The 26,640-nt window shown below is 62.0% G+C and carries 24 protein-coding genes; 7 read left to right on the top strand and 17 right to left on the bottom strand.

What is annotated here, in order from left to right:
- Positions 1-6 precede the first annotated feature (6 nt).
- From HCN50_RS19675 to HCN50_RS19685, 3 genes are all read right to left on the bottom strand, one after another.
- A complete protein-coding gene (locus HCN50_RS19675) occupies positions 7-336 on the bottom strand; it encodes a rhodanese-like domain-containing protein (protein WP_171711303.1) in 330 nt (109 codons plus the stop codon).
- Between the two features lie 160 nt (positions 337-496).
- Entirely contained in the window at positions 497-946 is a 450-nt protein-coding gene (locus tag HCN50_RS19680) for a GNAT family N-acetyltransferase (protein ID WP_171711304.1), read from the bottom strand.
- Entirely contained in the window at positions 947-1,993 is a 1,047-nt protein-coding gene (locus HCN50_RS19685) for a cyclase family protein (RefSeq protein ID WP_171711305.1), read from the bottom strand.
- 219 nt (positions 1,994-2,212) lie between these two features.
- Between HCN50_RS19685 and HCN50_RS34490 the strand changes: the two genes are divergently transcribed.
- The 3 genes from HCN50_RS34490 (at position 2,213) to HCN50_RS19700 (ending at position 5,308) form a co-directional block, all read left to right on the top strand.
- On the top strand, positions 2,213-3,514 hold the full coding sequence (locus HCN50_RS34490; protein WP_210264990.1) for a vanadium-dependent haloperoxidase: 1,302 nt from the start codon (positions 2,213-2,215) through the stop codon (positions 3,512-3,514).
- Between the two features lie 249 nt (positions 3,515-3,763).
- A complete protein-coding gene (locus tag HCN50_RS19695) occupies positions 3,764-4,381 on the top strand; it encodes a L,D-transpeptidase (RefSeq protein WP_171711307.1) in 618 nt (205 codons plus the stop codon).
- A 783-nt stretch (positions 4,382-5,164) separates the two neighbouring features.
- Positions 5,165-5,308 carry a hypothetical protein gene (locus HCN50_RS19700; protein ID WP_171711308.1) on the top strand — a complete coding sequence of 48 codons (144 nt, stop codon included), beginning with the start codon at positions 5,165-5,167 and terminating at the stop codon, positions 5,306-5,308.
- Between the two features lie 102 nt (positions 5,309-5,410).
- On the opposite strand, the gene HCN50_RS19705 is transcribed toward HCN50_RS19700, so the two are convergent.
- A complete protein-coding gene (locus tag HCN50_RS19705; protein ID WP_171711309.1) occupies positions 5,411-5,890 on the bottom strand; it encodes a Crp/Fnr family transcriptional regulator in 480 nt (159 codons plus the stop codon).
- Between the two features lie 184 nt (positions 5,891-6,074).
- Complete coding sequence (locus tag HCN50_RS19710) at positions 6,075-8,267, bottom strand: PAS domain S-box protein (RefSeq protein ID WP_171711310.1); 2,193 nt, start codon at positions 8,265-8,267, stop codon at positions 6,075-6,077.
- A gap of 198 nt (positions 8,268-8,465) precedes the next feature.
- Here HCN50_RS19710 and HCN50_RS19715 point away from each other — a divergent pair, with 198 nt between their 5' ends.
- Entirely contained in the window at positions 8,466-9,860 is a 1,395-nt protein-coding gene (locus HCN50_RS19715) for an ABC transporter substrate-binding protein (RefSeq protein WP_235977059.1), read from the top strand.
- A gap of 27 nt (positions 9,861-9,887) precedes the next feature.
- On the opposite strand, the gene HCN50_RS19720 is transcribed toward HCN50_RS19715, so the two are convergent.
- On the bottom strand, positions 9,888-10,121 hold the full coding sequence (locus HCN50_RS19720; RefSeq protein WP_171711311.1) for a metallothionein: 234 nt from the start codon (positions 10,119-10,121) through the stop codon (positions 9,888-9,890).
- A 101-nt stretch (positions 10,122-10,222) separates the two neighbouring features.
- Entirely contained in the window at positions 10,223-11,143 is a 921-nt protein-coding gene (locus tag HCN50_RS19725) for a complex I NDUFA9 subunit family protein (RefSeq protein WP_171711312.1), read from the bottom strand.
- 318 nt (positions 11,144-11,461) lie between these two features.
- Between HCN50_RS19725 and HCN50_RS19730 the strand changes: the two genes are divergently transcribed.
- Genes HCN50_RS19730 through HCN50_RS19740 form a run of 3 tightly spaced genes read left to right on the top strand, consistent with a single transcriptional unit; the run spans position 11,462 to position 14,424 of the window.
- Positions 11,462-12,418, top strand: a complete 957-nt coding sequence (locus HCN50_RS19730) for a tripartite tricarboxylate transporter substrate binding protein (RefSeq protein ID WP_171711313.1) — start codon at positions 11,462-11,464, stop codon at positions 12,416-12,418.
- Positions 12,415-12,897 carry a tripartite tricarboxylate transporter TctB family protein gene (locus HCN50_RS19735; protein ID WP_171711314.1) on the top strand — a complete coding sequence of 161 codons (483 nt, stop codon included), beginning with the start codon at positions 12,415-12,417 and terminating at the stop codon, positions 12,895-12,897. Before HCN50_RS19730 ends, HCN50_RS19735 begins: the two co-directional genes overlap by 4 nt.
- Before the next feature lie 3 nt (positions 12,898-12,900).
- Positions 12,901-14,424 carry a tripartite tricarboxylate transporter permease gene (locus tag HCN50_RS19740; RefSeq protein WP_171711315.1) on the top strand — a complete coding sequence of 508 codons (1,524 nt, stop codon included), beginning with the start codon at positions 12,901-12,903 and terminating at the stop codon, positions 14,422-14,424.
- A 107-nt stretch (positions 14,425-14,531) separates the two neighbouring features.
- Here the strand turns inward: HCN50_RS19740 and HCN50_RS19745 are convergent, their stop codons facing one another.
- The 10 genes from HCN50_RS19745 to HCN50_RS19790 form a co-directional block, all read right to left on the bottom strand.
- Positions 14,532-15,107, bottom strand: coding sequence for a hypothetical protein (locus HCN50_RS19745; RefSeq protein ID WP_171711316.1), 576 nt, complete (start codon positions 15,105-15,107; stop codon positions 14,532-14,534).
- A gap of 279 nt (positions 15,108-15,386) precedes the next feature.
- Complete coding sequence (locus HCN50_RS19750) at positions 15,387-17,312, bottom strand: potassium transporter Kup (protein WP_171711317.1); 1,926 nt, start codon at positions 17,310-17,312, stop codon at positions 15,387-15,389.
- 154 nt (positions 17,313-17,466) lie between these two features.
- Positions 17,467-19,365: a potassium transporter Kup gene (locus HCN50_RS19755; protein WP_171711318.1), complete on the bottom strand. Its 1,899-nt coding sequence runs from the start codon at positions 19,363-19,365 to the stop codon at positions 17,467-17,469.
- 151 nt (positions 19,366-19,516) lie between these two features.
- Positions 19,517-20,344 carry an OmpA/MotB family protein gene (locus HCN50_RS19760; protein WP_171711319.1) on the bottom strand — a complete coding sequence of 276 codons (828 nt, stop codon included), beginning with the start codon at positions 20,342-20,344 and terminating at the stop codon, positions 19,517-19,519.
- A gap of 32 nt (positions 20,345-20,376) precedes the next feature.
- The gene (locus HCN50_RS19765; protein WP_171711320.1) at positions 20,377-21,150 is read right to left on the bottom strand and encodes a motility protein A; all 774 of its coding nucleotides are present in this window, start codon (positions 21,148-21,150) and stop codon (positions 20,377-20,379) included.
- Positions 21,151-21,477: 327 nt separating this feature from the next.
- On the bottom strand, positions 21,478-21,885 hold the full coding sequence (locus tag HCN50_RS19770) for a Bug family tripartite tricarboxylate transporter substrate binding protein (protein WP_171711321.1): 408 nt from the start codon (positions 21,883-21,885) through the stop codon (positions 21,478-21,480).
- 81 nt (positions 21,886-21,966) lie between these two features.
- Entirely contained in the window at positions 21,967-22,686 is a 720-nt protein-coding gene (locus HCN50_RS19775) for an RraA family protein (RefSeq protein WP_171711322.1), read from the bottom strand.
- A 131-nt stretch (positions 22,687-22,817) separates the two neighbouring features.
- Complete coding sequence (locus HCN50_RS19780) at positions 22,818-23,708, bottom strand: CDP-alcohol phosphatidyltransferase family protein (protein ID WP_171711323.1); 891 nt, start codon at positions 23,706-23,708, stop codon at positions 22,818-22,820.
- A gap of 78 nt (positions 23,709-23,786) precedes the next feature.
- Positions 23,787-24,485 carry a phosphatidylserine decarboxylase gene (locus tag HCN50_RS19785; protein ID WP_171711324.1) on the bottom strand — a complete coding sequence of 233 codons (699 nt, stop codon included), beginning with the start codon at positions 24,483-24,485 and terminating at the stop codon, positions 23,787-23,789.
- Between the two features lie 53 nt (positions 24,486-24,538).
- A complete protein-coding gene (locus tag HCN50_RS19790) occupies positions 24,539-26,536 on the bottom strand; it encodes an ABCB family ABC transporter ATP-binding protein/permease (protein ID WP_171711325.1) in 1,998 nt (665 codons plus the stop codon).
- Positions 26,537-26,640 lie beyond the last annotated feature (104 nt).

Below are 26,640 nucleotides of genomic sequence, written 5' to 3' on the forward strand. Positions count from 1 at the left end.
GGCGCGTCAGCCGCCGGTCCTGGTCTGCAGTCCCGCAGCCTTCCACGCCAGAATGCCGCCCGCCAGATGCTTGTCATAGGGCAAACCCGCCGCTTGTGCCGCCAGCGAGGCCGTCACCGAGCGCTTGCCCGAGCGGCAGGCGAACACCACCTGCCGTCCCTTGGGATCGGGGATCGCGGCCGGGTCGAACGATTGCAGTGGAACCACCACGCCGTCCGGATAGGCTTCCACCGCGACCTCGTTCGGCTCGCGGACGTCGACCAGCAGATAGCGGCCCTCCGCCATCCCCTTCGCCACGTCTTCCGGCGTCAAATCGTGCACCTGATGGTCCGCCACGCAATCCTCCTGACAAGTCAGCGCGAGGACTCCGATAGGCCCCGCCGAGCGGGCGCCAAAGTCGCCCCTCACGCGGCGAAAATCAAGCGCCGCGAACGGTTTAAACGGCCGCCCAAACCACGCCGCCGCCCAACGAAGTTATTCTCCGCGGCCTTTCATTTTAGGTCGAAAGTTCTTTGGCTATGGGCCAGGCACCCTCCGGTGTTTGCGGTCCGGTCGCCCGGTAGCCTCGCCGAAGGTAGAAACCGCGGGCGTTCGAACTTGCTTCAGCGAGCACCGAAGGCAACCGCCGGTCGCGCATCAACCCTTCGAGCCGATCGAGCAATCCGGCGCCTACGCCCTGCCCAGCGAATTCTGGCGCCGTGTACAGTCCTTCCAGCCTGTCGCTGCGAATGGCTCCCCACCCGGCGACGATGCCACCCCGCTCAGCAACCCATACTTCCAGCTCACGCAGCTTTCGCTCCATGCCTGATGGCGTGAGCTTCGCCGCCCACGCCTGCGCCTCGGCGGCCGTCATCGTTGGCGGCGCGAGCTCAATGATCGATCGCCGCCGAATATCGTAGAGACGGTTCGCGTCCTTGCGGATCGCTCGACGGTAAACAGCACCCATCTAACGGAGGGCGAGCGGTCGCAGCGTCGTGCCGGCCACGGTACCGCGGATCGCGTTTGTGGTCAGGATATAGGCGAACTCGTAGACACGATCGGCGGCGAGGCGCTCGAGGTTATTGAACTCCAGGATATGGACGCCCTGCTGGACCAGCAGATAGACGTGGACCGGGATGAAGCTGCCGCCAACGGCCTGAGAGTCGGCTGGCTTCGGCGGCCCATATTCGAGCCCGGACGTATCGGAACCGAGCATAAGCGCGCCCTTCTCCTCGACGAGCCACTTCGCGGCTGTCAGGCCGATGCCTGCCGAGTCGTGCTGGCCGATCTTGGCGTGGTCGCGGCCGTTCTCGCCCCAGTAGCGCGCGGTTCCTGTGCGCAGCAGAACGACCGTGCCCGGGGTAACGTCGACGTTCTGCGCCTTCAACGCGCCCTCGATGTCCGCGACAGTGATTTCATAGGAAGACGGAAGGGCCTCCACGTTCTTGAAGCCCGCAACGTCGACCAAGACGCCCCGCGCTACGATCGGCGGGATCGTCGTCACGTCCGCCTTGCGAACGCCGAAGTCGCCGCCCCACTCGTCGGACGTGAAACCGTTGTAAAATTCGTTCTTCGGTCCGTGCGTGACGTGGCTGAGCCCATCAATCTGGGTCGCGACATTGTCGTTCATGAAGATCGCGTTGCTATGCCACGCGGTGAGGCCCGTATTGCCACCCTCCGGCGTGGTGAACGGCAGATCCTTCTGGCTCCTCACGCCCGCGGGCGACCGGAAGCTCATGATTTCTCCCGGGCTGTGGCCGGGCCATTTGTATGAATAGCGGTCGTACGGAAGGCCGAGATCGTAGACCCTACCCTGTGTCACGAGCTTCAAGGCGGCCAAACGTGATGCATCGGTCATCTCGTTGAGATTTCCGACCTCGTCCTGAGGCCCCCAGACCCAGCCCCACCCTTTTCCTTTTGACCACTTCTTCATGCCACCGTCCTGCGCATAGCCGCCGCCGGCGGCGAGTGCGAGAACGGTCACGGCGAGCAGGAATCGCAAAACTACCTTCATGGAATCCTCCTGGGGAACGACATGGATAGCTCAGCTTGGACAGTCTAGGCCTGAGCTGACCGTCGGATCAACGAGATTGTCGGTCAGCGCCCGCCTCAGCAAAAATCCAAAAATCCAGAGAGACGCGATCGCTAGTGCCGCAAAAGCCGATAGTCCCGCTCGGATGTCTCGCGCCACAGGTGAGGTAGTTCACACCAAGATGGAATGCGGAGGACTAAGGTGCCCACGCCCACCTGGCGTGAACCGCACCCCATCGCGTGGGCGGCAAAAAGGAGTCTTCCGATGAAATCCATCTTGGGAAAATCGGCAGCTACTCTGCTGCCGGGGATCATCGCTGCCGCGCTGTTGGGCGTGCCAGCGCGCGCCGATGTCGTCACTGATTGGAACGTGATCACCGGTGCACTGGTATCCAGCGACATCGGCAACAACCCCCGACTGCGCACCTTGGCCATGGTGCATGTTGCGATGTCGGATGCGATCAATACCGTGCAGAATCGCTACACCCGCGTAGTCGCGACGGTTCCAGCTGCTCCAGAGGCGTCGGCCGAAGCTGCGGCCGCCGCAGCCGCGCGGCAGATCCTCGTTCAGGTCTACCCGGCAAAGAAAGACAAGATCGAAGAGGCGTACGCGGCGTCGGTCAAGGGGATACCCGAAGGTCCTGCCAAAACCGAAGGCATCAAGCTTGGTATGGCGGTCGCCGACGCGATACAGGCCGATCGCGCAAACGACGGCACCGATGCTGCGGACACCTATCGGCCGCACACTGCCCCAGGGGTATGGGTGCCGACCACGCCACCCATGTGGGAGCAGTATGCGCGCGCGAAGCCGTGGGTGTTCAAGAGTGCCGACCAGTTCCGGCCGGGCCCGCCGCCGGCACTGTCGAGCGCCGAGTGGGCCCGGGACTATAACGAGGTCAAGAGCCTCGGCGGCACCAAGAGCACGGCGCGTACCGCTGAGCAGACCGAGGCGGTTAAGTTCTGGGAAAATATTAATTTCGGCCCAGCATGGCAGGCGGCGGCGCGCGAGCTCGCCATGAAGCAGGAGATGCCGCTCGCCGAATGTGCCCGCCTGTTCGCGCTGCTCAACATGAGTCTGGCGAACGCCTACATCGTCAATTGGGACGCGAAGTACACCTATAATTTGTGGCGCCCGGTCACCGCGATCCGCAATGGCGACCAGGACGGCAACGATGCTACTTCGCGCGATCCCGGCTGGACCTCGTTCAACCCGACGCCGATGCATCCGGAATACCCCTCGCAAGCGACGATCAACGCAACGATCGCATCGGCAGTTCTGGAATCGCTATTCGGCCCCGTGAAGGCCATTCCTTTCACGGCAACGGATGTGCGGGATGCGAAGCGGACGCGGCAGTTCGCCAGCTTGGCCGATATGGCCGAGGAGCAGAAGAATGTCCGCGTCTGGGGCGGCGTGCACTATAGGTTTGCGATCCGCACCGGCGAAGACGTAGGCCGAAAAGTCGCGGCCTACATGATCGAGAATACGCTCAAGCCGACGCGTTGAACTCTTGAGCCGACCACGCGCGAAGCCCCGGATGCTAATCCGGGGCTTTCATCGAATCCGGAGCACAAGTTCGAGGATCAATGTCGTAGAGACGGCTTGCGTCCTTGCGCACCGCCCGACGGTAAACGGTCCTCATTGTCGCCTGCCCCAAGGCCTCTTGTCGCGAAACACGGCTGTCATCGCACTACGCCTTGATTTCTACATTATTTGAGCAACAAATTGCGACATGTAAGTCTTGGAGGGCACGCGATGATGAAGCGTGGGCTCGCGTTGTTGTTCGTGGGGCTGCTCGGCGGCTGCATGCAGGCGACGCTTGCGCCGTCATCGAACGCCAGTTTGACCCCGAGAGACCGGCAATTGCTCGCCCACCCGCCTTATGCGCAGGCGAGCATTCCCGAGACCTATCGCCGGCATATTGTCGACTATACCCGCAAGGAGCAGCCGGGCACCATCTTGGTCGATACCAATGCGCGCTATCTCTATTACGTCCTGCCGGGAGGCAAGGCGATCCGCTACGGCGTGACGGTGGGAGAGGAAGCGCTGGCCTGGTCCGGCGTCGCTACTGTTGGCCGCACGGCTGAATGGCCGGATTGGATCCCGACGGCGGAAATCCAGGCCCGGCTCGGCCCCTATCCGAAGCGCGTCGCCGGAGGTCCGGCCAATCCGCTGGGCGCGCGGGCGATCTACCTTTACGAGGGCAACAAGGACACACTCTATCGCATCCACGGAACCAACCAGCCGGAATATATCGGTCAGGCCATCTCGTCCGGCTGCATCCGCATGACCAACGAAGACGTCATCGATCTCGTGAACCGGGTGAAGCTGGGCACGATCGTCGTTGTCCTCCCGCCGGGTCAGAGCGCGTGACGAGTTGTGCAGCGTGAGGCGGCGCGAAGTGCTTGGCCGCCAGTCTTAGCCAACGACTCAGGCATCGGATCTTGCCAGACGCCCCTCCTTGTTCTTACCGGTCCCGCAAGATTTCATCGAATCTCATCTGAACTCTGCACGAATTACGAACGGTTGTTGAGGCGGTGCAGTGATGAGCTACAGAAGGATGAGTTCAATCCATTAAAACTGAATTTCAATCTGGGACAGTTTCGTTGCCCGTTTGTGGATTCGCTCAATCACACTTGTCTTATTGCTGTTGAACCTCCGCGAAGTTCCCGTGACCCATCTCAAGGGGCTTTGAGAACCGCAGGAGGTTCTGATGACAAGGCATCGAAGGATTACCGGGTTCGTGGCTGTCGCTCTGCTCGCTGTTGCTGCATCCGCCGCTACCATGAGATCGCATTCGCCTTCGACCGAGGGCGTTGTCGTCTCCACCGGCACGACGATATCGAAAGGCCTGGCGGTTGACGCGAACGAGTTCCCGGCCGCGAGTTTTGACGACCGTTGGTCCGCGATGTCAGCTTCGACAACGGACTCGGCTGAGCGGAAGCCCGACGTCCACTAAGTGCCGCCGCAATCGGCCTAGCTGGCGAAAATCACAATGGCCCTTTAGTAGCTGGGCGGCGCGTTCGCGAAGCGGACCGACGCGCAGGGCCGACGCCGCTGCGCTTCTGGACACAGGCCAATCTTGGGGTTCCAGGCGGCCAGCAGGCTTCCGCCCGTCACGGCCTCGCGCTGGCAGACAGTGCGCGGGTGGTCGCATTGACGTCCATGGCCCTCGCCAATTGCTTCATCCTCGATTGGGATGCCAAATTCCAATACAATTATTGGCGGCTGATCACCGCGATCCGCAACGGCGACCAGGACGGCAACGATGCGAACGTGACGCAGGCTGGCTGCCTCTGAACACCACGCCGATGCATCCGGAATACCCGTCGCAGGCCGGGAGCGGTCTCGCCGCACAACCTGCAGAATGAACAGACATACGCGACCCTCCGCGCATCTGCGTCATTGGTTCGCGTGAAGGATCTGCAGCTTGGTAATGCGATCGTCGGCGCGTCGGAGTCGACGACACAGCTCGCGGTTGATATTCTGCAGCACCATTACGTACGCATGGATGTCGGCCTTGTAGCACGTGTAGAGCTTTTGGGCTGTGAGCTCGTACAGCACGGTTGGGCTCTCCGCGACGACGGTAGCCGATCGGTTCTGCATTTCGATCAGTGTCATTTCGCCGAAGAAATCACCAGATTCGAGACCGGCCATGCGAATGACGCGTCCGGCATCCACCAGCTTGCTCACCACCAGCCGGCCAGAGTGAACAATGAACAGTGAGCGCCCCGGTTCTCCCTCCGCTACGACCGTGGCGCCGGCGTTGAACCGGCGCTCGACCAGCATCGAGATCAAGAGATCGAGGCTTGCATCCGAGAGGCCACCAAAGAACGGTGTGGCGACCAAGAACGCTTTCAGATCAGGGGAGCTGACAGCCATCGAGAAAATATACTCCGGGTCCTGGCGGCGACAAGTCTGCCAAGACCGACGGGAAGAATGCCTGCGCGCGGCCGAATGCTTGGCATGTTCGCGTTTGCCTCACTGCGGCCGTTTTCGAGCATAGCGCACGAACATCTGCTCCAGCCGCGAACGGATCTCACATTGCTTCTCGCAACGTGCAATCTCATGCGGCTGGATTGGACTGGATCTGCCGGGCTTGAACGCTTTCGTCTTCCAGCGGCAGGGTAAATTGAAATACAGCGCCGCCGGCTTCGTTCGCGCTCGCCCACATCCGTCCGCCGTGAGCTTCAACCATCGACCGGCAAATGGCGAGACCCATGCCCATTCCCTTGGCCTTGGTGGTGTAGAATGCCTTGAACACGCGCTCGACATCCTGCGGGTCAAGGCCGGGCCCGGAATCGCTGATAGTGACGAGCGCACCGCCCGCGACCTCCCGTTCGGTGTTGATCCTTAGCTCGCGCGTCCCCTTGTCGCTGCCGACCATGGCTTCAATGGCATTGAGGATCAGGTTCAGAATCACCTGCTGGAGCTGAGTGCGATCGCCGCTTGCCACAGGCAAGCCCGGCGCCAGCTCGGTCTGCAGCAAGATGCCGTGCTTGAGCATTTCGCTCCGGGTCAGCGCGACCATTTCGAGGATGGCTTCATTAAGATCGAAGCGATCCTTTCGCGGCGGTACCTTGTTGATGAGGGTCCGAATGCCGCCGACGACGTTACCGGCGCGCTTGCCGTCCTCAACGATACGGCGAAGGGAATCGCGAACCTCGCCGAGATCGGGCGGTTGAGCGCTGAGCCAGCGTAGCGCGGCCTGGGCGTTGGTAACCGTCGCGGCAATAGGCTGGTTGACCTCATGGGCAATCGAGGCCGTCAGTTGTCCCATCGTGGTGACGCGATTGGCGTGCGCCAGCTCCGACTGCATGGCGCGCAAAGCTTCCTCGGCCCGCCTGCGTTCGGTGATGTGCCGTCCTACGCCGCGGTAGCCCACGAAGCGTCCTGTCTTGTCAAACACCGGCAGCCCGGAGACGGAGATGTAGCGCTTGCCCCCATCGGGGCCAGGCCGCGCGAGTTCAAAGTCGCGGAACGGCAGGTGCGCTTCGAGAGTCTCCCGGTGCTTGCGCCAGGCCTCTTCATCGGGCTCCAGGTAGGGCACTTCCCAACGTGTCTTGCCGATCTCGGCGCCCGGCGCCGGCGCGTCGGCAAGGGTCTCCGCAAACTCCTGGTGGGTAAAGCGATGCTCCGCGTCGGTCTCCCAGTAGACGTCGAAGGAGAACTGCACAAGGGTGCGAAAGCGCTCCTCGCTCTGCCGCAGGGCCTCTTCCGCCTGCTTGCGCTCGGTCAGATCGAGCACAAAACCGACACCCTGATTTTGATTCTGTTCGAGCATCGTCCCGCCGACCAGCACGGGCACGCGGCTGCCGTCTTTGCGAAAATACTCTTTCTCGAATGGCTGGACCGTCCCCATCCGCTTCAATTCCGCCACGGTGCGTAAGTCGCGGTGGCGCCATTCCGGCGGCGTCAGGTCCGTCCGGTTCACCCGCCCGGAGGCAAGATCCTCCCGCTCGTAACCCAGCATCTTGAGAAATGCATCATTGGCCTCGAGAATGCGACCGTCGAGCTCCCAAAAGATGACGCCGACGATGTTGGCGTCGACCAGGCGCCGGATCTTCTTGTCGCGCGCCAGAAGATCGCCTTGTAGCGCGATGTTCTCCGCGATCGCTTTGCGCCGCCGGATAGCTTCGCGCCGTGCAAGCGCCAGCGCCACTCCAGCCAGGACGGCGACAATGATGACGGCGGTCGTGATCAGCCAGGCCTTGCGTCGTTCGAGCGCCTCGTAGCGCTTCTCCAGATCGACGCGTAGAAAGCGCTCATGGTCCACCATCTGGTCGATTTGGGATCTTATCTCGTCCAGGCTGCGGATCATCGCCATAGCGGCCGGCCCGGAGTAGGTCCGGACCGTTTTGACGATTTCATCGATCTCGCGCAGCTTTGCTGCAACGGTCGCCGCCAGATGTCCGGCACGATGGCTCTGCAACGGATCGCCGGCAACCAGAGTCTGGAGCGCCTGCGCGTCGCGTCGAACGCTCTCGTCAGAGACGCCGTAGGCCTTGAGATAGTGCGGATCGAGAGTTAGCAGATATCCGCGCCTTTGCGCCTCCACGTCGGCAATGACCGTTTTGAGCCGCTCCAGCGTCTCCAGCACCTCGCGGTTGCGCTCATGCGCAAGATTCGCCGCTTGTTTCTCCTGCCAATATTGAAAGCCGAAGAACCCGCTCGCAACAACCGTAGTTAGAAGCGCCGCAACTACCAGCACCAAGGGACGAGCAAACCACCGAAAGGACTGGCTAAGAGACACTGGCATGGCCTTAAGTCTTCGATGCTAGCGTGAGCGGCTAATTTCTAATGCCAACACAGGGTATTCCTAGTATAATCGAAATACAGCCACGGTCCGCACAGGGTGATACGGGAACCGGCACAGTCAACCGCGCATATTACACCGGCTTAAAAGCCCGTCAGTCGTCTCGCAAGGGACCAGAACGTCACGGGTGGAGCCCAGCGCATGAGCCGATCCGCCGGCATGAGCAACCACATGGCTCCAGGAAGCAAGTCGCCAAGCAGCCGGCGTAGCTTCGTCAAGCGATTGGGCGCGGCGGGCGTAGCGTTGCCTGCCCTCGCCATATTTCCACGCTGGGCCCACGCACAGAATGCCGCTTGGCCTCCCTATACCGACGCCGCAATAGATTGGAAGCAATTTGCGGGACAGACGATTACGCTCGCGGGCGCGATCCACCCCTGGACCAACGCGATCACGCCGCTTTTGCCTGATTTCACCGAGCTCACCGGTATCCACGTCGTTCCCGACTTCCGATTGGAGACCACGTATCTCGGCGCACTGGCGATACAGCTCAACCGCGGCGACAGCACACCCGACGTCTTCATGTTCACCGCCTATGGCCAAGGCATCTCGGGAGGATGGCTCGAACCGTTGAACGCCTATTATTCCGACAAGTCGCTGACCGATCTCGGTTGGTATGACGAGAGCGACCTTCTCAAGACGGCCCGTGCTTTTCCGTTGTGGCGCGGGGGCGAACGCTACGCCACACCGATCACATCCGAAGCGGTGACCTTGTTCATCAACGGTGATGCGCTGGCAGCCAAGCAGCTTTCGGTTCCCAAGACTTTCGAAGAGCTGCTGGTTACAGCGAATGCGATCAAGACGGACGAGATGTCCGGGATAGCCATGCGGGCCCAGGCCAGCGGCAATTCATCCGTGCCGGCCATGAGCTTCTTGTTCTCGTATGGCGGGGCGATGGTCAGCGACAACAAGGCAGTGTTCGCGAGCCCCGAGGCAATCGCAGCCATCGAGATGTACGGTCGGTTGCTCAATCAGGCCGGGCCCGGTGGTGTCAGCGGCTACGAATGGTACCACGTGCTGGACGATTTCCTGCAGCGCAGGACGGCGATGGCGATCGACAGCAGCAATTTCGCTACCGACATCTCCAATCCGGCAAGAAGCCAAGTTGCCGGGCAGGCCGTGTTCGCTGCCTTTCCACATGTCGCCGGCCGCACCTCCGTGCCGTTCATGTCGCACTGGCAGGCGTGCATCAATTCCAGGTCACGAAACAAGCGGGCGGCTTTTTTGTTTTTGCTGTGGGCGACAAGCAAGCCGACCTCGCTGAGGACCGCCGCGGCCGGGCTGGCAACAACGCGTGTATCGGCGTGGTCAAGTGAGGGCTTCAAGAAGGCGTTCGGCGTTCAAGCCGCGGAGGCAGCACTGACCAACCTGCAGAACGCCGATGTCGATCGCGCCAAGGCGATCCTTTTCCATCCGCAATCAAGACCGATCCTGGATGCCTTCATGATCGGCGTGAATGAGGTGGTCTCGGGCGCGAAACCGGCGAAGATTGCCATGACGAACGCCGCCGAGAAGGCCAATGCGGCGATCCGCGGATAGCAGCGCCGAGCTGTGGCCTGCACCGGGTTAGATTCGATCACGTAGCCCTTTAACGCCTTCACCTTCCGCGCAATGCTCGCAACAGTAAAAGGTACCCGCCTTCTCCAGTCCGTGCCCGACGATGCGGATGCCGCAATGATCGCAGGTCGGCGCCAGCGCATGAATGGCGCACTCGAAACTATCGAAGGTATGTGCCTTTCCGTTCATTGTAACCTGAAAGGCCTTGTCATAGTCATTGCCGCAGGTTTCACAGATAGCCATGATATCCGCCTCCGTTATACGCGGCTCCAGGTAGTCGCTCCTTCACATCGCGTGGATTCAATAACGGTGGCTCAAAAGGTTGGTTCCTCGTGAGCGCAACGTCATCCTCCGGAATTCGACAGCATCTTCTGGAGTATTGCCTCGACCGAGTGCGGCGAAATCCCAAGCTCGGCAAATCCAGGCACATCTGGCGATGACACGGTGTCGATTTGCATCAGCTCTACTTGATTGCGCGTGAGAAATGGACTCCCGAGCATCTCGGCGGCCCATGCCACAGCATGCCAAGCGGCGAACGGGACCGGAATCAGTCGAGGCGCAAGTCCGGCTTGGTGCGCGACGACCCTGAGAAGCTCCTCGTAAGAATACACGCGAGGGCCGCCGAATTCGAATACCCGCGGCGTCTCGGTGCGCTGCATGATCCGGCCGATCGCATCCGCAACATCATCCACATAGGCCGGCTGCAATCTGGTCTCGCCGCGGCCGAACATCGGATAGACTGGAAGCTGGCGGAGGAGCTTGAGGATGACGACGAGAAACGCGTCGTCTGGCCCGAACATCACGGCCGGATGGATGAATGTTGCCTCGGCGAACGCGGCCCGGACCACCACTTCGCCCTCACCGCGCTTTCGAATATAGCGCGATGGCGAGGCGGTATCGGCGCCGATTCCTGACATGTGGACGAGCTTCTTGACTCCAGCCCTGTGTGCTTGAACGGCGACCCGCCGGGCGGCCTCGACGTGAACGGAATGAAACGTCTCCGCTCCGCGCTCGACGTATAGACTGACCGCATTTACGGCGCCGTACGCGCCGGCCAGCGCATCCGCAACCGACCGCCCGTCGTGAATGTTGGCCTCTACGGATTGAAGTTGCGGATCATCAGCGCCAGGCAGGGTGTACCCCTGATCCGGATGCCTTGACGCGATCCGAACGGCAAATCCGCGTGAACGCAGATGTTGGACGATGCGGCGGCCCAGAAAGCCGGTTCCGCCGAACACGGTGACGATCTGACCATTCGTTGCCATGGCCCATTCGCCAATTCATGTCGCAACCGCCCCATTATAGCGGCTTCGTACCCTGCTGCGAGGAATAACTGCACGTCTGCCGAGACCGCTTAAGTTTGTGAGTGTTGTCCCTTCGGGGCGACATTCCTCGCGCGGCGTGACGCACAAACAGTCGCTTAGGGTACTCTGCGAAGCACCTTAAGGGCGCCGGCGGTCTCAGCCCGAATTGGATTTGGCTGCGCCCCGCACTTGCCGCCGGATGCCGCATCATTGTTTGCGAAGTCCCGGCGTGTTGCTATGATCGAAAAAAATAAATCAGCAGCGACAGGGAGAAGCGCCATGATGGCAGTGCTCCGCAGTCTGGTGGCGATGGCAGCCGCGTTGGCCGCGATGGCCGTGCCTGCCGCGGCTCAAAGCTATCCCGAGCGCCCGATCAAGATGATCGTGCCGTGGGCGGCAGGCGGCGATACGGACAATATCTTCCGTCCCTTTGCGCCGCTTCTACAAAAGCACATCGGTCAGCCAATCGTAATCGCCAACGTCACGGGCGCCTCCGGCACCGTCGGGGCGCGCGAAGCCAAGGGCTCGCCGCCGGACGGCTATACGCTTTATGCGGTGCACGACTACATCCACCTTGTTCATTATGCCGGCGTCACAGACGTCAAATACAGCGACTTTGAGCCGATTTGCCTGCTCTCCGCAACGCCATCGGTCCTGACAGCGAGCCCCAAGACGCCCTGGAAGACCTGGGCCGAGCTTGCTGAGGACGCCAAGAAGCGTCCGGGCCAGATCACCGTGGGGGCGACCCTCGGATCGACCAGCCACATCTTCCCTGCGCTCATCGAAAAGGCGGCCGGCGTCAAGTTCAAGTACGTCTCCTATGAAGGACTTGCGCCGCGCATGAATGCCATTCTCGGCGGCCATGTCGATCTGACGGATTCCAATCTGACACAGAAGGGCAAGGTCGATGCAGGGCAGCTCAAGTTTCTTGCCATTGCGGCCGAGAAGCGCGATCCCGAAGCCCCTGACGTGCCGACGCTGAAGGAGCTCGGCATGGACATCGTCTACGCGGTGTTGCGAGGACTGCTGGTGCCAAAGGGCACGCCGGCCGCGGTGCGCGCCAAGCTGGACGAGGCCTGCGGAAAAGCCGCCAAGGAACCGGAGTTCGCGGACGCGATGAAGAAGCAGGGCACGCGCGTGTTCTATCTCAACGCCGCCGAATACGGTCCATTCCTGGACAAGCTCGACCGAGAGAGCAAGGTGATCATGACCGAGCTCGGTCTTGCCAAGCAATGAGACTTGGTCGCGATAGTTTTGCCGGGTTGATCTTTCTCGCGGTCAGTCTGGTCCTGCTTGTGCAATCGTTTGGACTGCCGCATCTGCCGCTGGTGCCGGTTGGCCCTGGCTTCTATCCGCGCATCGTCCTGATCTTCATGGCCGTGACCAGCGCGGCGCTGATCGTGCAAGACCTGCTCGCGCGACGCGCTGAGCCGGCCGACGTCCCTGCTCCGGCGCGGCCGCGACGGGCCTATGGGCTGGTCGCGCTCTCCTTCGTCATCGTCGCGCTCTATTTGGTACTTCTGCCTCTGCTCGGCTATCGCATCGCTACCGTCCTGTTCGTCGCCGCGCTGCAAGCGACGCTCGAGAGGCCGGCGACCTGGCGCCAATGGGCGGTCTTCGCGGCGGTAGCGATTGGCACGTCGGCGGTAACGTACCTGGTCTTCGAGCGCTATCTCTCGGTGCTGCTCCCTCGCGGCAACTGGACAAACTGGTAGGCCATGTTCGAGCTTTTAGGACATGGGCTGCTCACGGTGCTGCAGTGGAATTATCTCGTTCCGCTGTTCGCCGGCACGCTCATTGGCGTCATCGGCGGCGCGCTGCCGGGCGTTACCATCACGATGACGATCATCGTCATCCTGCCGTTCACCTATGGTCTCGATCCGCTGCAGGGACTGGCCGCGATGACCGGCGTCTATGTCGGCGGCTCCGCCGGTGGCCTGGTCACCGCCTGCCTGCTCGGAATTCCGGGTACGCCCTCGGCGATCGCCACGACATTCGACGGCTTTCCGATGGCACGGGGCGGCGCGCCGGGCCGGGCGATCTGGCTCGGCGTGTGGTCGTCGTTCTTCGGCGGGCTGCTCGGCGGGCTGTTCCTGATCCTGGTGACCGGTCCGTTGGCAGCCATCGCACTTCAGTTCGGACCGTGGGAATATTTCTCACTGTTCGTGCTGGCCATGGCGATGGTGGCGGGCCTCGCCGAATCCTCGTTCATCAAGGGTCTGCTGTCGACCGCCATTGGCCTCGTGATCACCGTCATCGGCACGGATCCGATCGGCAGCGTGCCGCGCTTCACCTTCGGGTCCGAGTTCATCAGCGGCGGCTTCCCGTTCCTGCCGGTGCTGATCGGGATTTTTGCCTTCGCCCAGATCATGTCCGACATCGAGAAGATAGGGGTGCCAAAGGCGCCCGAGGCCGCGCTTGCTGCACAGCCGAGTCTTAAGGTTTCCCACCTCAAGGTGATCGGCGAAATCATCGGTCGTCCGTTCCTGCTGTTGTGGTCGACGGTCGTCGGCATCCTGATCGGCGTGCTGCCTGCGATTGGCGGCAGCGCCGCCAACATGTTGGCCTATGACCAGGCAAAAAAGTTCTCGCGCCACCCCGAGCGTTTCGGCACAGGCGTGCCTGAGGGCATCATCGCCTCTGAGTCCTCCAACAATGCCAATGTCGGCGGCTCGCTGGTGACCATCATGGCATTCGGCATCCCCGGCGACGCCGTGACCGCCGTCATGTTGGGCGCCATGACGATCCATGGCATCCAGTCGGGGCCGCTGTTCGTCTCCCAGCAACCCGCCCTCGCCTACGGTATCTACGCCGCATACATTTTGGCACATCCGCTGATGGTCCTGATCCTGGCCGCGGGCGCGCTATTCATGCTTCAGATCACCCAGGTCAGGCTCGCGGTGCTCGCGCCTGTCGTGCTGGTGCTTTGCGTGATCGGTGCTTATGCGCTCAACAATACCATGCAGAGCGTGTACGTCCTGCTCATCTTCGGTGTGTTCGGCTATGCGCTGGTGAGGGGCGGATTTCCGCTGGCTCCGCTGATCCTCGGCCTCATCCTCGGCGACCAGATCGAGATCAATCTTATTCGAGCGATTATGACGGACGACAACCCGCTGCTGTTCTTCACGCGGCCGATTTCGGGCGGGTTACTGCTCTGTGCGGCACTATCGGTCGCCCTCGCTGTCTGGCAGCACATGCGTCATCAGGAGCGAATCGCGCGTGAGGAAGCACCCGACTTCTGACGAGAGTTCGGCGTGGTGGATTGCGTTGTCTTCCGCGTGTTCGCGTGGTTGCGGGCGGAAGCTGGAGCCGGGCGTTCCGTACGTGCGTGAGGACAGCTATGGTCGCGCTATTTCCTTTGCTGCCACTGAATGAATTTTTCGAGCAGAGCCTGGGATTTTTCGGGCCCCTCCTTAACCGTTCCAGCAGAGGCCGGTTCAGAAACAGCCCGTTCCGGGTCTTCGTTTCCTTGTATCGTTTGGAATCGCTTGAACCCTTGAAGCAGGGCTTGGGAATCTTCGGACGTCGCCTGGGCTGGCGTTGCCGATGCAGGCGTCGAAATCGAAACGGCGAGCTCCGAGGGATCGCTTTTTGACCTTGGAAACACATTAAACAAAACGAGCGCCAAGATCACAGTTATGCCGATCGCTGCGGCAATTGCGCCCGCAGTGGCGAGCCGTCCGCGCGGTGGGCGGCGTTCGTAAACGAATTGGGCTTCTAACGGATGGTTGAATTTGGCGAAGGCTTCCTCGCGCACCTGATCAGAACGAGACAAAGGGGGAATGGGAGGCAAATCGTCTGATCTCGTCTGCGGTGTCGCGCCGGATCGTGGATGCGCCATGCCGCGCTTTGGACGCGGTGCGTAGTACAGCGGATCATCCGGACTATGGCGATTGGGATGGTCGTTCGCGCCGATGAAACTCATTTGCGCTACTCCTCACAATTCACATTGTCAGCTCATCGCCTCGAAACACTTGGCCACTCGAGGCATCGGTCGCAGCCTTACGAGTACAGTCCCGCATGATATGCCGCAGGCATGCGCGCCTGCACTCAGCGAGAGTAAAACTTCGATCCGCCAGCCCCCAGTTTCCAGAGCCTGATCCAAAAGGCGATAGGTGTGGAGTCAGATGTTCTGTTCCGCCTCAAAAACAGTGAAGCTGTTGCCATCCTGCGACAGCGCAACCGGAACTTTACGGATCGACGCCTAGATCGTCACCTGCGTTCCCACCTCCACCACGCGTCCGGTCGGGATCTGGAAATAGTCGGTGGCATCATTGGCGGAGCGGCTGAGGCGGATGAACAGCAGATCCTGCCAGCGCGGCATGCCGGAATGGGCGGCGGGTTTGAGCGCGCGGCGGGACAGGAAGAACGACGTCGACATGATGTCGAACTGCCAGCCGAGCTTGCGGGCGATCGCCAGCGTCTTCGGCACGTTGGGCGATTCCATGAAGCCGAACCGCAGCGTCACCCGCGAGAAGGTTTCGCTGAGCTGCTCCATCCGGACCCGCTCGGCATCATCGATCCGCGGTGTCGGAGCGGTCATTATGGTGAGAATGACGTTCTTTTCATGCAGCACCTTGTAATGCTTCAGGCTGTGCATCAGGGCCGTCGGCGCGCATTCGGGATCGGAGGTCAGGAATACCGCGGTGCCCGGCACCCGCTGCGGCGGGCGTTTTTCCAGCATCGCCACCAGCTCGGCCAGCGGAAATTCCAGCTTGCGCGATTTCTCGAACAACAGCTTGCTGCCGCGCCGCCACGTGTACATCAAGATCATCACGACGCCGCCCAGCACGAGCGGCACCCAGCCGCCTTCGAACACCTTCAACAGGTTGGCCGCAAGGAAGGTGATGTCGAGGAACAGGAACGGCGCGATCAGGGCGGCGGCGGCGACCGGCGACCATTTCCAGACCCGCCAGATCACGACAAATCCCATCAGGGCCGTAACTACCATGGTGCCGGTCACGGAGATTCCGTAAGCCGAAGCCAGCGCGCTCGACGAGCGGAACAGCACCACTAACAAAATCACTGCCAGCAACAGCAGCATGTTGATGCGCGGGATGAAGATCTGGCCGGAATGGGCTTCCGAAGTATGACGAATTTCAAATCGCGGCAGCAGCCCGAGCTGGATCGCCGTGCGCGTCAGCGAATAGGCGCCGGTGATGACCGCCTGGCTGGCGATCACGGTCGCCGCCGTTGCAAGCGCTACCATGGGGATCAGCGCCCAATCCGGGAACATCAGAAAAAACGGGTTCTCGATCGCCTTGGGGTCGGCGATCAATAGCGCGCCCTGCCCCAGATAATTTAGCGCCAGCGACGGCAGCACGATGAAGAGCCACGCAGTCTGGATCGGCCGCTTGCCGAAATGGCCGAGATCGGCATAGAGCGCCTCCGCGCCGGTGACGGCGAGAAACACCGCCCCCAGCGTCACGAATCCGATCATGCCGTGATGGAGCATGAAGGAGACGGCGTAGAGCGGATTGAGCGCCAGCAGCACTTCCGGGTGACGCATGATCTGCGGCGCGGCCGCGATCGCCAGCACGGCGAACCAGATGCACATGACCGGTCCGAAGAACGCGGCGACGCGCGCCGTGCCGCGGGACTGCACGGCAAACAGCGCGACCAGAATGAGCACTGTGAGCGGCACGACATAATGTTCGAAGGTCACGGTGACGAGCTTGATGCCCTCGATCGCGGATAAAACAGACAACGCCGGCGTAATCACCGCGTCGCCGTAGAACAGCGCGCCGGAGATGATGCCGAGCAGCACGATCGACGCCCCGCCCTTGCCGACGGCGCGCTGCGCCAGCGCCATCAGTGCCAGCGTTCCGCCCTCGCCATTGTTGTCGGCGCGCAAGAGGATGACGACGTATTTCAGCGTCACTACCACGACCAGGGCCCACAGGATCAGCGAGAGCACCCCGAGCACAGCCTGCGGCGTGGCCGCGGTCGAGGCCTCGCTGGCGGCCATCACGGCTTCACGCAGCGCGTAGAGCGGGCTGGTGCCGATGTCGCCATAGACGACGCCGATACTGCCGAGCATCAGCGCCTTGAAGGTGGCGGTGGAATGCGCTTCGCCATGACCGTTGGCCGCGGGCGTTTCCGCCGCGGGGATCGCAAACTGGACTGACATGGGACGGGGCCTCGGTTCTTTGCCGCACTGCACAAGTGCAGAAGCGCAGCCCTATACTCCCGGGATGAATGGACAGGTTAGCCGGAATCCAGGCCTCCGGTATGCGCCTCCCGCATGGATGCCGGCCCGGGTGTTGGCAAAATTTTTAGGTCATTCAGATGGTTACTTGGGTTCCCACCTCAACCACCCGGCCGGTCGGGATCTGGAAGTAGTCGGTGGCGTCGTTTGCCGACCGGCTCATCGCGATGAACAGATGATCCTGCCAGAGCGGCATGCCTGACTGCGCCGAGGGCTTGAGCGACCGCCGCGACACGAAGAACGAGGTCGCCATGATGTCGAACTGCCAGCCGAGCTTGCGCGCGATCACCAGCGCCTTCGGCACGTTCGGCGATTCCATGAAGCCGAACCGCAGCCGCACCTTGGAGAACTTCTCGCTGATGGTTTCCATCTTGACCCGCTCGGACAGGTCGACGCGCGGCGTCTGCGCCGTCTCGATGGTCAGGATCACATTGTGCTCGTGCAGCACCTTGTTGTGCTTGAGATTGTGCATCAGCGCGGTGGGCACGAAGCTCGGATCGGAGGTCAGAAACACCGCCGTGCCCTTGACGATATGAGGCGGCCGCTTTTCAAGGCTCTTGATCAGATCCGCCAGCGGCACCTCGATGCGCCGCGTCTTGATGACCAGGATCGCAGCGCCGCGGCGCCAGGTCCAGATCATCACCGCGACCGCCGCACCGAACAACAGTGGCACCCAGGCGCCCTCGAGCAGCTTCAAGAGGTTGGCGATAAAGAAGCTCATGTCGACGACGACGAATGGCAGGATCACGGCCGCGGCCGTCGCCGCGCGCCAGTTCCACAATTTCCAGATCACGACAAAGCCCATAATGCCGTCGACGACCATGGTCGTGGAGACCGCAATGCCGTAGGCAGAGGCGAGACCGCTGGAAGTGCGGAACAGCAGCACCAGCAGAACCACCCCGATCAGCAGCATCCGATTCACCCGCGGCAGATAGATCTGGCCGGCATGGGCCTCGGAGGTGTAGCGAACCTCGAAGCGCGGCAACAGGCCGAGCTGAACCGCCTGGCGGATCAGGGAAAACGCGCCCGTTATCACCGCCTGGCTCGCGATCACGGTGGCGGCGGTCGCCAGCACCACGAGCGGCAGCAGCAGCATTTCCGGCACCATCCGGTAGAACGAGTTTTCGATCGCCGACGGATCGGACAATACCAGCGCGCCCTGCCCGAAATAATTGATCAGCAGCGCCGGCAGTACAAAAAACAGCCATCCGGCCTGGATTGGCCTGCGCCCGAAATGGCCGAGGTCCGCATAGAGCGCCTCGCCGCCCGTCACCGCCAGAAACACCAGGCCCATCGTCACCAGTCCAATGACGCCATGGGAGAGCATGAACTGGATCGCGTACCAGGGATTGATGGCGTAGAGCACCGTGGGATCGTCGGAGATGTGGACCATCCCCATCACTGCCAACGTTGCGAACCAGACCACCATGACCGGTCCGAAGGCCGAGGCGACGCGCGCGGTGCCGCTGCTTTGTACCGAGAACAGCACGACCAAAATGAAGATCGTTAGCGGCACGACATAATGTTCGAGCGCCGGCGTGACGAGCTTGAGGCCTTCGACCGCCGACAAGACCGAGATTGCCGGCGTGATCATGGAATCGCCGATGAACATCGAGGCGCCGACGACGCCGAGCGCCAACAATGGCCAGCTTCGGCGGCCCAGCGCCCGTTGCCCCAGTGCCATCAGTGAAAGCGTTCCGCCTTCGCCGTTGTTGTCGGCGCGCAACAGCAGCAGCACGTATTTGGCAGTGACGACGATGAAGAGCGACCACAGGATCAGCGAGAGAACGCCGAGCACGATGATGCGTGATACCGGCTGGCCTTCTGCCGCATGCGAGGCCGCCTCCCGGAACGCATATAACGGGGAGGTGCCGATATCGCCGAACACCACACCGATACTGCCCAGAGTCAGGGCCCAAAAGCCTGAGGTGGCCTGCCCCTCATGGGCTTCCGTGGATGTGACGCTGACAGCCATGATGGAAGAGGAACGTTCTCGTCATTGAATTGATCCGCGCGGCTATCGTCGCTTCCGCGTTGCCTGTCAATCATCGGGCAAGCTTAGCACCGCCAGCGACGCACGACTGGCGCAAACCAGCCACAACGTTGGTGGTATTATAGTAGTAGACCTACGGCTTCAGGTTTGGCGGAAGCGGTGGATTTTCGCGCATCAAGGTGATGGTAACGCGACGGTTTGCAGGCAACGTCGGATCGTCGGGAAACAATGGCTGGCTGTCGGCCTTGCCGCCGACGGCATAGATGTGAGACGGCGGCAGTCCCTCGCGCTCCAGGATCTGGCGCACGGCATTGGCGCGGTCCGCCGACAGATCGAACGCGCTATATTCGCTGCGCGACGGCACAAAACCGGCAGAGGTGTGGCCGACAATGTTGAGCCGCAGCGGTGTCGCCTTCAGCGGCCCGGCCAGTTTCTGAATCAGCCGGCGGGTGCGGTCATACGGCACCTTGGAGCCGTCGGCGAACATCGAGCGGCCATCCTGGTCGACGATTTCGAGATTGAGGCCCTCTTTGGTCTCCTCGAACATGATGTTCTTGGACATTTCGGTCAGTTCCGGCATGTCCTGCAGCGCCTGGCGCAACGAGGCCGCGGCGAGCGCGAACTCGCGATCGACTTTCAGGCGAGCGCCGATTTCGCGCTGACGATCCTTCTCGTCGGGCGTTGGGGTATTGGAGGCTTCCTCAGGCGAAATATGCGCGACGTTCCTCAGCTTCGGCCGCGTCGGCAGGCCGTCGGATTCGACAATCCCCGAATGCCGGGATTCGGTCTGCACGCCGAACGCTTCGCGCATCGAGCCGGCGACGATCTTGAGCTTCTGCTGGTCCTGGCTAGAGAACGCTACCAGCATCACGAAAAACGACAGCAACAGCGCCATCAGATCGGCGAACGTCACGAACCAACCGTGACCGCCATGCGCCTCTTCGCGTTTTTTCTTGGCCATGTTTTACGTCGCGCCTGGATGCTGCCTGCCGATCAGGCCGGGACCAGCTCGCCTTCCTCGTTGCGGTGCTTTTCGGGCAGATAGGCCAGCAGCATTTCACGCACCAAGGCCGGGCTCTTGGAATCGCGGATCATCAGGATGCCGTCGATGATCAGCGTGCGGTTGGTTTCCTCGTCGATCAGCTTGCCATGCAGCTTGTCTGCGATCGGCAGACAGATCAGGTTCGCAACGACCGCGCCGTAGAGCGTCGCCAACAGCGCCACGGCCATGAAGGGGCCGAGTTTCGACGGGTCCGACATGTTCGAGAACATCTGCACCATGCCGAGCAGCGTGCCGATCATGCCGAACGCCGGCGCGCAGTCGCCGATCGCCCGATAGATCTTCGATCCTTCGTTCAGGTGCATCAGAAAATTGTCGCGATCACGCTCCATGTTGTCGCGGATGAATTCGAGGTCGTAGCCGTCGGCGACGTAGCGGATGCCCTTGGCGAGAAACGGCTCGTCGGTCTCGACCTTTTCCAGTCCGACCGGACCCTGCTTGCGGGCAATTTCGGCAATGCGCGCCAGCTCGTCGACCAGATCGCGCGCCGAGAGCCGGCTCATGGTGAAGGCGAATTTCGCGCCGAGCGGCATGCCGTGCAGGATCGCACTGAGCGGAAAGCGGATCATCGTCGCGGCGAACGAACCACCGAAGATGATGATGACGGCGTGGATGTCGTAAAACATCCGGAAATCACCGCCCATCAGGATCAGCGTCGACAGGACGATCGCACCGGCTGTCAGGCCAACGAGCGTGGTGATATCCATTCTGAACTCCAACGCGTACGCGAACGACCGGCCATCCTGACCGGGCGCGCAGCCCATCCGGAGCTGGCGCAGGAGGCACCCTACGATCACCGCGATTAAAGAGCCGTAAAGGTTAAACTCAAACGGAGATCGTAGAATTGCGGGCCTGCAGCTCCCGCGATCGCAAGGATTTGCTAACTATGCTGTGCCGGTTGCTTTTTCGTCGTGTCTGCCCGTCATTGCGAGGAGCGAAGCGACGAAGCAATCCATCGCGCAACAAGCGGAGACATTGATTGCTTCGCTCCGCTCGCAATGACGGGAATTAGGTCAATCGCCCGCGGCCAGTGCTCACTGCGCCTGCATGCCGATGCCGGCTGACTTGATGATCGGCCAGCATTTTTCGATCTCGGCCTTCTGGGAGGCGGCCTGGCGCTCCGAGGTCTGCTGTGCACGTGGCGCGACGTCGAGGCCCAGTTCGGAAAAGCGCTTCTGGATTGCGGGATCGGCCAGCGCCTCCACGGTTGCCGCATTTGCGATGATGTCCTTCTGCGTGCCCTTCGCCCAGAAGCCGAACCAGCCGGACATATTGAGCCCCTTCACGCCGCTCTCGTCCGATGTCGGAATGTCGGGCATCGAGGCCGAGCGCATCGGCGAGAGATTGGCCAGCGCCTTGATCTTGCCGGCGCGGATTTGCGGCAGCGCCACCGCGCCCTGCACCACCAGCAAGTCCACTGTGCCGGAGACGAGATCGGTCATCGCCGGCCTGCGCCGCGACAGGGAATGAACTGCACCTTCTGCCTGGTCAGGTTCTCTCTGTTGAGAATTCCGACTTTTCCGTCAGTGGATCTCCGCCGAGCGCTTCAGCGCCTCTTTCAGCTTCTCGAGCGAGAAGTCGGGGCTTCGTGCGATCTCCAGGATCGGCGTCTCGCGGCGGCCGCAGAGTTCGGCGGCTTCCGGAATCTTCGCCGCGACATCGATGGGGATCACGATGGCGCCATGCTGGTCGGCATGGATCAGATCGTCGGAATGCACCGTCATGCCGGCAACGCGCACTTCGCCGCCCCAGCTTTCGGCATGAACCCAGGCATGCGACGGGCCGATCGAGCCGGCCAGCGCCTGGAAGCCCGGCGCCCATTGCGGGATGTCGCGGATCGAGCCGTCGGTGATGACGCCGAGGCAGCCGAGCGCCTTGTGCACGTTGCTCTGCACCTCGCCCCAGAACGCGCCGTAGCCGACGTCGGCACCGTCGATATCCTGGATCACGGTGATGCGCGGGCCAAAGCCGGTGCCGACATATTCATAATAGGCGATGCGGCGGCGGGCCTGCTCGTCAGGCGGAAGCGTGGATTTGAGCACCGAGCGGATCGTCACGGTGCGGGCATAGCCCACCATCGGCGGCAGGTTCGGAAACGGGCAGACCAGCGGCTTGGTGGTGTAGCCGATCAGCCGGCGTTCGGGCGCGACGATCTCCATCGCATTGCAGATCGTCGGCGTGTCATAGCGCGCCAGCGCCTCGAGGACGGAAGCAGGCAACGGGGCGGTAGCGGCTTTGTTCACGGCGTTCTCTCCTGATTTTTCGGCCCGGCTCTTTGAGGCCGTACGTCGCAAAAGCCCTATAGCCGAGATTGGAGGAGAACCCAACTCGGCAGCCGCTCATGGCAGATATATCGGAAAGTTGCGCTGGACGATCAGTTCAGACGCGCAGGCCGCTTGTCCTCGGTGTCATCAGGAGCTGGTGCAAACGTCGGCGCGGGAGTTGATGGCGCAGCAGCATCAGCCGTTGCGGACGGCTGCGCCTGCGCCGCGGCGGCATTGCGCTCATGGTCGCGATAGGACTTCCAGCCCCAGGGCAAGCTCACGAGATAGAGCACCGAGCCGATCGAAAGGATGTGCCAGGGGTAGCCGATCAGAAGCGCGACGAAGAACACCACGGAGACGAAAACCGGCAGCACCATTTCCGGCGGTACCCGCATCTTCACCGTCTTGCCGGAAAATACCGGCAGCCGCGACACCATCAGGAACGCGATTATCAGCGTGTAGACCGCGGTCAGCGCAGCCGGCGGCTTGGAGATGCCGAGAAACGCCAGATAGAACGGCAGCATCGCAAGGATCGCACCGGCTGGCGCCGGCACGCCGGTGAAATAATTCGCCGCAAAGGCAGGTTTGTTCGGATCGTCGATGCTGGCGTTGAACCGCGCCAGCCGCAGGCCGCCGGCGATCGCGAACACCATCGCCGCGATCCAGCCGCCATTGTTCAACTCCTGGAGCTGCCAGAAATACAGCATCAGGCCGGGGGCGACGCCGAAATTGACGAAATCCGCCAGGCTATCGAGTTCGGCGCCGAATTTCGACTGGCCCTTGATCATGCGCGCGACGCGCCCGTCCACTCCGTCGAGCACCGCTGCAAACACGATGGCCGCGACCGCGAGCTCCATCCGTCCTTCGATCGACAGGCGGATCGCCGTCAGGCCCGCACAGATCGCGAGCAACGTGATGACGTTGGGCACGAGCATCCGCACCGGGATCGGGCGAAACCGGCGGCGGCGCAGTTCAGGGTATTTGGGGTCCGGGATCAGCATGGCCAGCCATTATATAGCAAGCAGCAGGCCGGTTCGCCATTGGTCACCGCCTACCCCTTTTGGCCGCCCTGAACGCGGTTAATCCGCGCGGAACGTCCGACCGTGCTCGGTTAAGCCAAAATCCGCCAAAATCGTCTCGCCGGCGATCGCGGTCTGGCCCTCGGAAACCAGCGCTTTGCTGCCTTCGGGCAGATAGACGTCCAACCGCGAGCCGAAACGGATCAGGCCGAACCGCTCGCCGGCGCCGATCGACTGGCCTTCGCGCACGAATGAGACAATCCGCCGCGCCACCAGGCCCGCGATCTGGACGACGCCGATGCGGCCATTTGTCGTCGAGATGACCAGCGAATTGCGCTCATTGTCTTCGCTGGCCTTGTCGAGTTCGGCATTGATGAAGGCGCCGGGCCGGTAGGCGATGCGGTCGATCCGGCCGGTCACCGGGCTGCGGTTCACGTGGCAATTGAACACGCTCATGAAGATCGAGACACGCGGCAGCGGCCGGTCGCCGAGACCGAGTTCGGGCGGCGGCAACACTTGCGCGATCATCGAGACGCGGCCATCGGCCGGCGACACCACGATGCCGTCGCGCACCGGCGTGACACGAACCGGATCGCGGAAGAACAGCGCGCACCAGACGGTCAGGCCGGTGCCGATCCAGCCGAGAGGCGTCCAGATCCAGAACAGGATCAGGCTGACCAGCGCAAAGCCGCCGATGAAAGGATAGCCCTCGGGATGGATCGGCGGGATCTGCGCGCGGATGGAATTCGCAATCGACATCGAGGCTCACTGTTGTCTGGGCTTCCCGTTCGGGAAGTAGCGCCGTATTTGGATTATTCCGCGGCGGTTGCCAAGGGATCTTTAGACAAGGGATCTTTGGCCTGATCCTTGGGCTGCTCATTGAGCGGATCGTCGACCGGCGGCGGCGCGCGGTTCGGCGCGATGTTGTCGTCGTCGATCTGCGCGAGCTTCTCCCGCGCCGCCTCGGCTTCGCGCTGCCTGTTCCACATGCTGGCATAGAGCCCGCCGGCGGCCAGAAGCCTGACGTGGGTGCCGCGCTCGGCGATCCGTCCTTGATCCAGCACGATAATTTCATCGGCTCCGACGATGGTCGAGAGCCGGTGCGCGATCACGAGCGAGGTGCGGCCGCGCGAGACGCGCTCCAGCGCTTCCTGGATTTCGTGTTCGGTGTGGCTATCGAGCGCCGATGTCGCCTCATCCAGCACCAGAATCGGCGGCGCCTTCAAGACCGTGCGCGCAATCGCCACGCGCTGCTTCTCGCCACCTGACAATTTCAGGCCGCGTTCGCCGACCTGGGTCTCGTAGCCCTTCGGCGAGCTTTTGATGAAGGCGTCGATCTGCGCCAGTTGCGCCGCCTCTTCCACCTCGGCATCGCCAGCGTCCCATCGGCCGTAGCGGATGTTGTAGCGGATTGTGTCGTTGAACAGCACGGTATCCTGCGGCACCATGCCAATCGACGCGCGCAGGCTCGCCTGGGTGACGTTTCGGATATCCTGGCCGTCGATCAGGATGCGGCCCGCGGAGACGTCGTAAAGACGAAACAGCAATCGCGAAATCGTCGACTTGCCGGCGCCGGAGGGGCCGACAATCGCAACGGTCTTGCCGGCGGGCACCTCGAAGCTCAGGCCTTTCAGGATCGGCCGCTCCGGATCATAGGCAAAGCGCACGTCGTCGAAGCGCACACTGCCCGCGGTGACTGCGAGCGGTGCGGCGCCTTCGATATCCTTGATCTCCGGATTGCGCGACAGCACGTTGAACATCTTCTCGATGTCGATGATCGCCTGCTTGATCTCGCGATAGACCATGCCCATGAAATTCAGTGGCTGATAGAGCTGGATCATCATGGCGTTGACCATGACGAAATCGCCAACCGTGTTGGTGCCGTTGCGCACGCCGAGCGCGCACATCAGCATGGTCGCGGTGAGACCGACCGTAAAAATGACCGCCTGCCCGGTGTTGAGCACCGCCAGCGAGGTATAGGTCTTGACGCTGTTATGCTCGTAACGCTCCATCGAACGGTCGTAACGCTCGGCCTCGCGCGCCTCGGCGCTGAAATATTTCACCGTCTCGTAGTTGAGCAGCGAGTCGATCGCCTTGGTGTTCGCTTCGGTGTCGGAATCATTCATCTTGCGGCGGATTTCGATCCGCCATTCGGTGGCGATGTAGGTGTAATACATGTAGATCACGACGGTGATCGCGGTGACCAGCACGTAGCGCCAGTCAAACTGCCACAGCAGCACGGCCATCAACAGCGACACCTCGACGATCGTCGGGATCAACTGCAGGATCACCATCCGCACGATCACCTCGATGCCGGTGCGGCCGCGCTCCAGGACGCGCGTCAGGCCGCCGGTCTTGCGCTCCAGGTGAAAGCGCAGCGACAATTCGTGCATGTGAACGAAGGTGATGTAGGCGAGCTTGCGCACCGCATGCATCGCAACACGCGCAAAGATGCCGTCACGCCATTGCGTCAGCACCGCCATCAGGACGCGCACCGCGCCGTAGCTTGCGGTCATCAGCAGCGGCGAGGCGATCAGCCACAGCATCCAGTTCGACGCCTCGACCGGCGCCGTGCCCATACCGTTCAGCGCATCGATCGCCCATTTGAAGGTGAAGGGCACCGTCAGCGTCGCGAGCTTCGCGGCGAGCAGCAGCACCATCGACCAGACCACGCGCATCTTCAGGTCGGCGCGGTCGCCCGGCCAGATATAGGGCCACAAATGCACCAGCGTCCCGGTCAGGGTCGCTTTTTCGGCAGGGTTGTCGGCCGGAGGCTGTGCGGTACGGCTAAGCGAATCAGCATCAGCCATTGCTGTCGCGCCCAACGCAAAGAGGCGCACCGGCCGCCGTCAGATGGTCTCGGATGATCTGCATACGCCCGTCATATAAAGCGTTTAATCCTGCCGTACAGCCT

This window comes from Bradyrhizobium archetypum, assembly GCF_013114835.1.
Lineage (GTDB): Bacteria > Pseudomonadota > Alphaproteobacteria > Rhizobiales > Xanthobacteraceae > Bradyrhizobium > Bradyrhizobium archetypum.

What these genes read in the sequence shown, in the direction of transcription:
- HCN50_RS19680 (WP_171711304.1), bottom strand. Translation starts at nt 946, where the DNA reads ATGGGTGCTGTTTACCGTCGAGCGATCCGCAAGGACGCGAACCGTCTC.
- HCN50_RS19685 (WP_171711305.1), bottom strand. Translation starts at nt 1,993, where the DNA reads ATGAAGGTAGTTTTGCGATTCCTGCTCGCCGTGACCGTTCTCGCACTC.
- HCN50_RS19695 (WP_171711307.1), top strand. Translation starts at nt 3,764, where the DNA reads ATGATGAAGCGTGGGCTCGCGTTGTTGTTCGTGGGGCTGCTCGGCGGC.
- HCN50_RS19705 (WP_171711309.1), bottom strand. Translation starts at nt 5,890, where the DNA reads ATGGCTGTCAGCTCCCCTGATCTGAAAGCGTTCTTGGTCGCCACACCG.
- HCN50_RS19710 (WP_171711310.1), bottom strand. Translation starts at nt 8,267, where the DNA reads ATGCCAGTGTCTCTTAGCCAGTCCTTTCGGTGGTTTGCTCGTCCCTTG.
- HCN50_RS19715 (WP_235977059.1), top strand. Translation starts at nt 8,466, where the DNA reads ATGAGCCGATCCGCCGGCATGAGCAACCACATGGCTCCAGGAAGCAAG.
- HCN50_RS19720 (WP_171711311.1), bottom strand. Translation starts at nt 10,121, where the DNA reads ATGGCTATCTGTGAAACCTGCGGCAATGACTATGACAAGGCCTTTCAG.
- HCN50_RS19725 (WP_171711312.1), bottom strand. Translation starts at nt 11,143, where the DNA reads ATGGCAACGAATGGTCAGATCGTCACCGTGTTCGGCGGAACCGGCTTT.
- HCN50_RS19730 (WP_171711313.1), top strand. Translation starts at nt 11,462, where the DNA reads ATGATGGCAGTGCTCCGCAGTCTGGTGGCGATGGCAGCCGCGTTGGCC.
- HCN50_RS19735 (WP_171711314.1), top strand. Translation starts at nt 12,415, where the DNA reads ATGAGACTTGGTCGCGATAGTTTTGCCGGGTTGATCTTTCTCGCGGTC.
- HCN50_RS19740 (WP_171711315.1), top strand. Translation starts at nt 12,901, where the DNA reads ATGTTCGAGCTTTTAGGACATGGGCTGCTCACGGTGCTGCAGTGGAAT.
- HCN50_RS19745 (WP_171711316.1), bottom strand. Translation starts at nt 15,107, where the DNA reads ATGAGTTTCATCGGCGCGAACGACCATCCCAATCGCCATAGTCCGGAT.
- HCN50_RS19750 (WP_171711317.1), bottom strand. Translation starts at nt 17,312, where the DNA reads ATGTCAGTCCAGTTTGCGATCCCCGCGGCGGAAACGCCCGCGGCCAAC.
- HCN50_RS19755 (WP_171711318.1), bottom strand. Translation starts at nt 19,365, where the DNA reads ATGGCTGTCAGCGTCACATCCACGGAAGCCCATGAGGGGCAGGCCACC.
- HCN50_RS19760 (WP_171711319.1), bottom strand. Translation starts at nt 20,344, where the DNA reads ATGGCCAAGAAAAAACGCGAAGAGGCGCATGGCGGTCACGGTTGGTTC.
- HCN50_RS19765 (WP_171711320.1), bottom strand. Translation starts at nt 21,150, where the DNA reads ATGGATATCACCACGCTCGTTGGCCTGACAGCCGGTGCGATCGTCCTG.
- HCN50_RS19770 (WP_171711321.1), bottom strand. Translation starts at nt 21,885, where the DNA reads ATGACCGATCTCGTCTCCGGCACAGTGGACTTGCTGGTGGTGCAGGGC.
- HCN50_RS19780 (WP_171711323.1), bottom strand. Translation starts at nt 23,708, where the DNA reads ATGCTGATCCCGGACCCCAAATACCCTGAACTGCGCCGCCGCCGGTTT.
- HCN50_RS19785 (WP_171711324.1), bottom strand. Translation starts at nt 24,485, where the DNA reads ATGTCGATTGCGAATTCCATCCGCGCGCAGATCCCGCCGATCCATCCC.
- HCN50_RS19790 (WP_171711325.1), bottom strand. Translation starts at nt 26,536, where the DNA reads ATGGCTGATGCTGATTCGCTTAGCCGTACCGCACAGCCTCCGGCCGAC.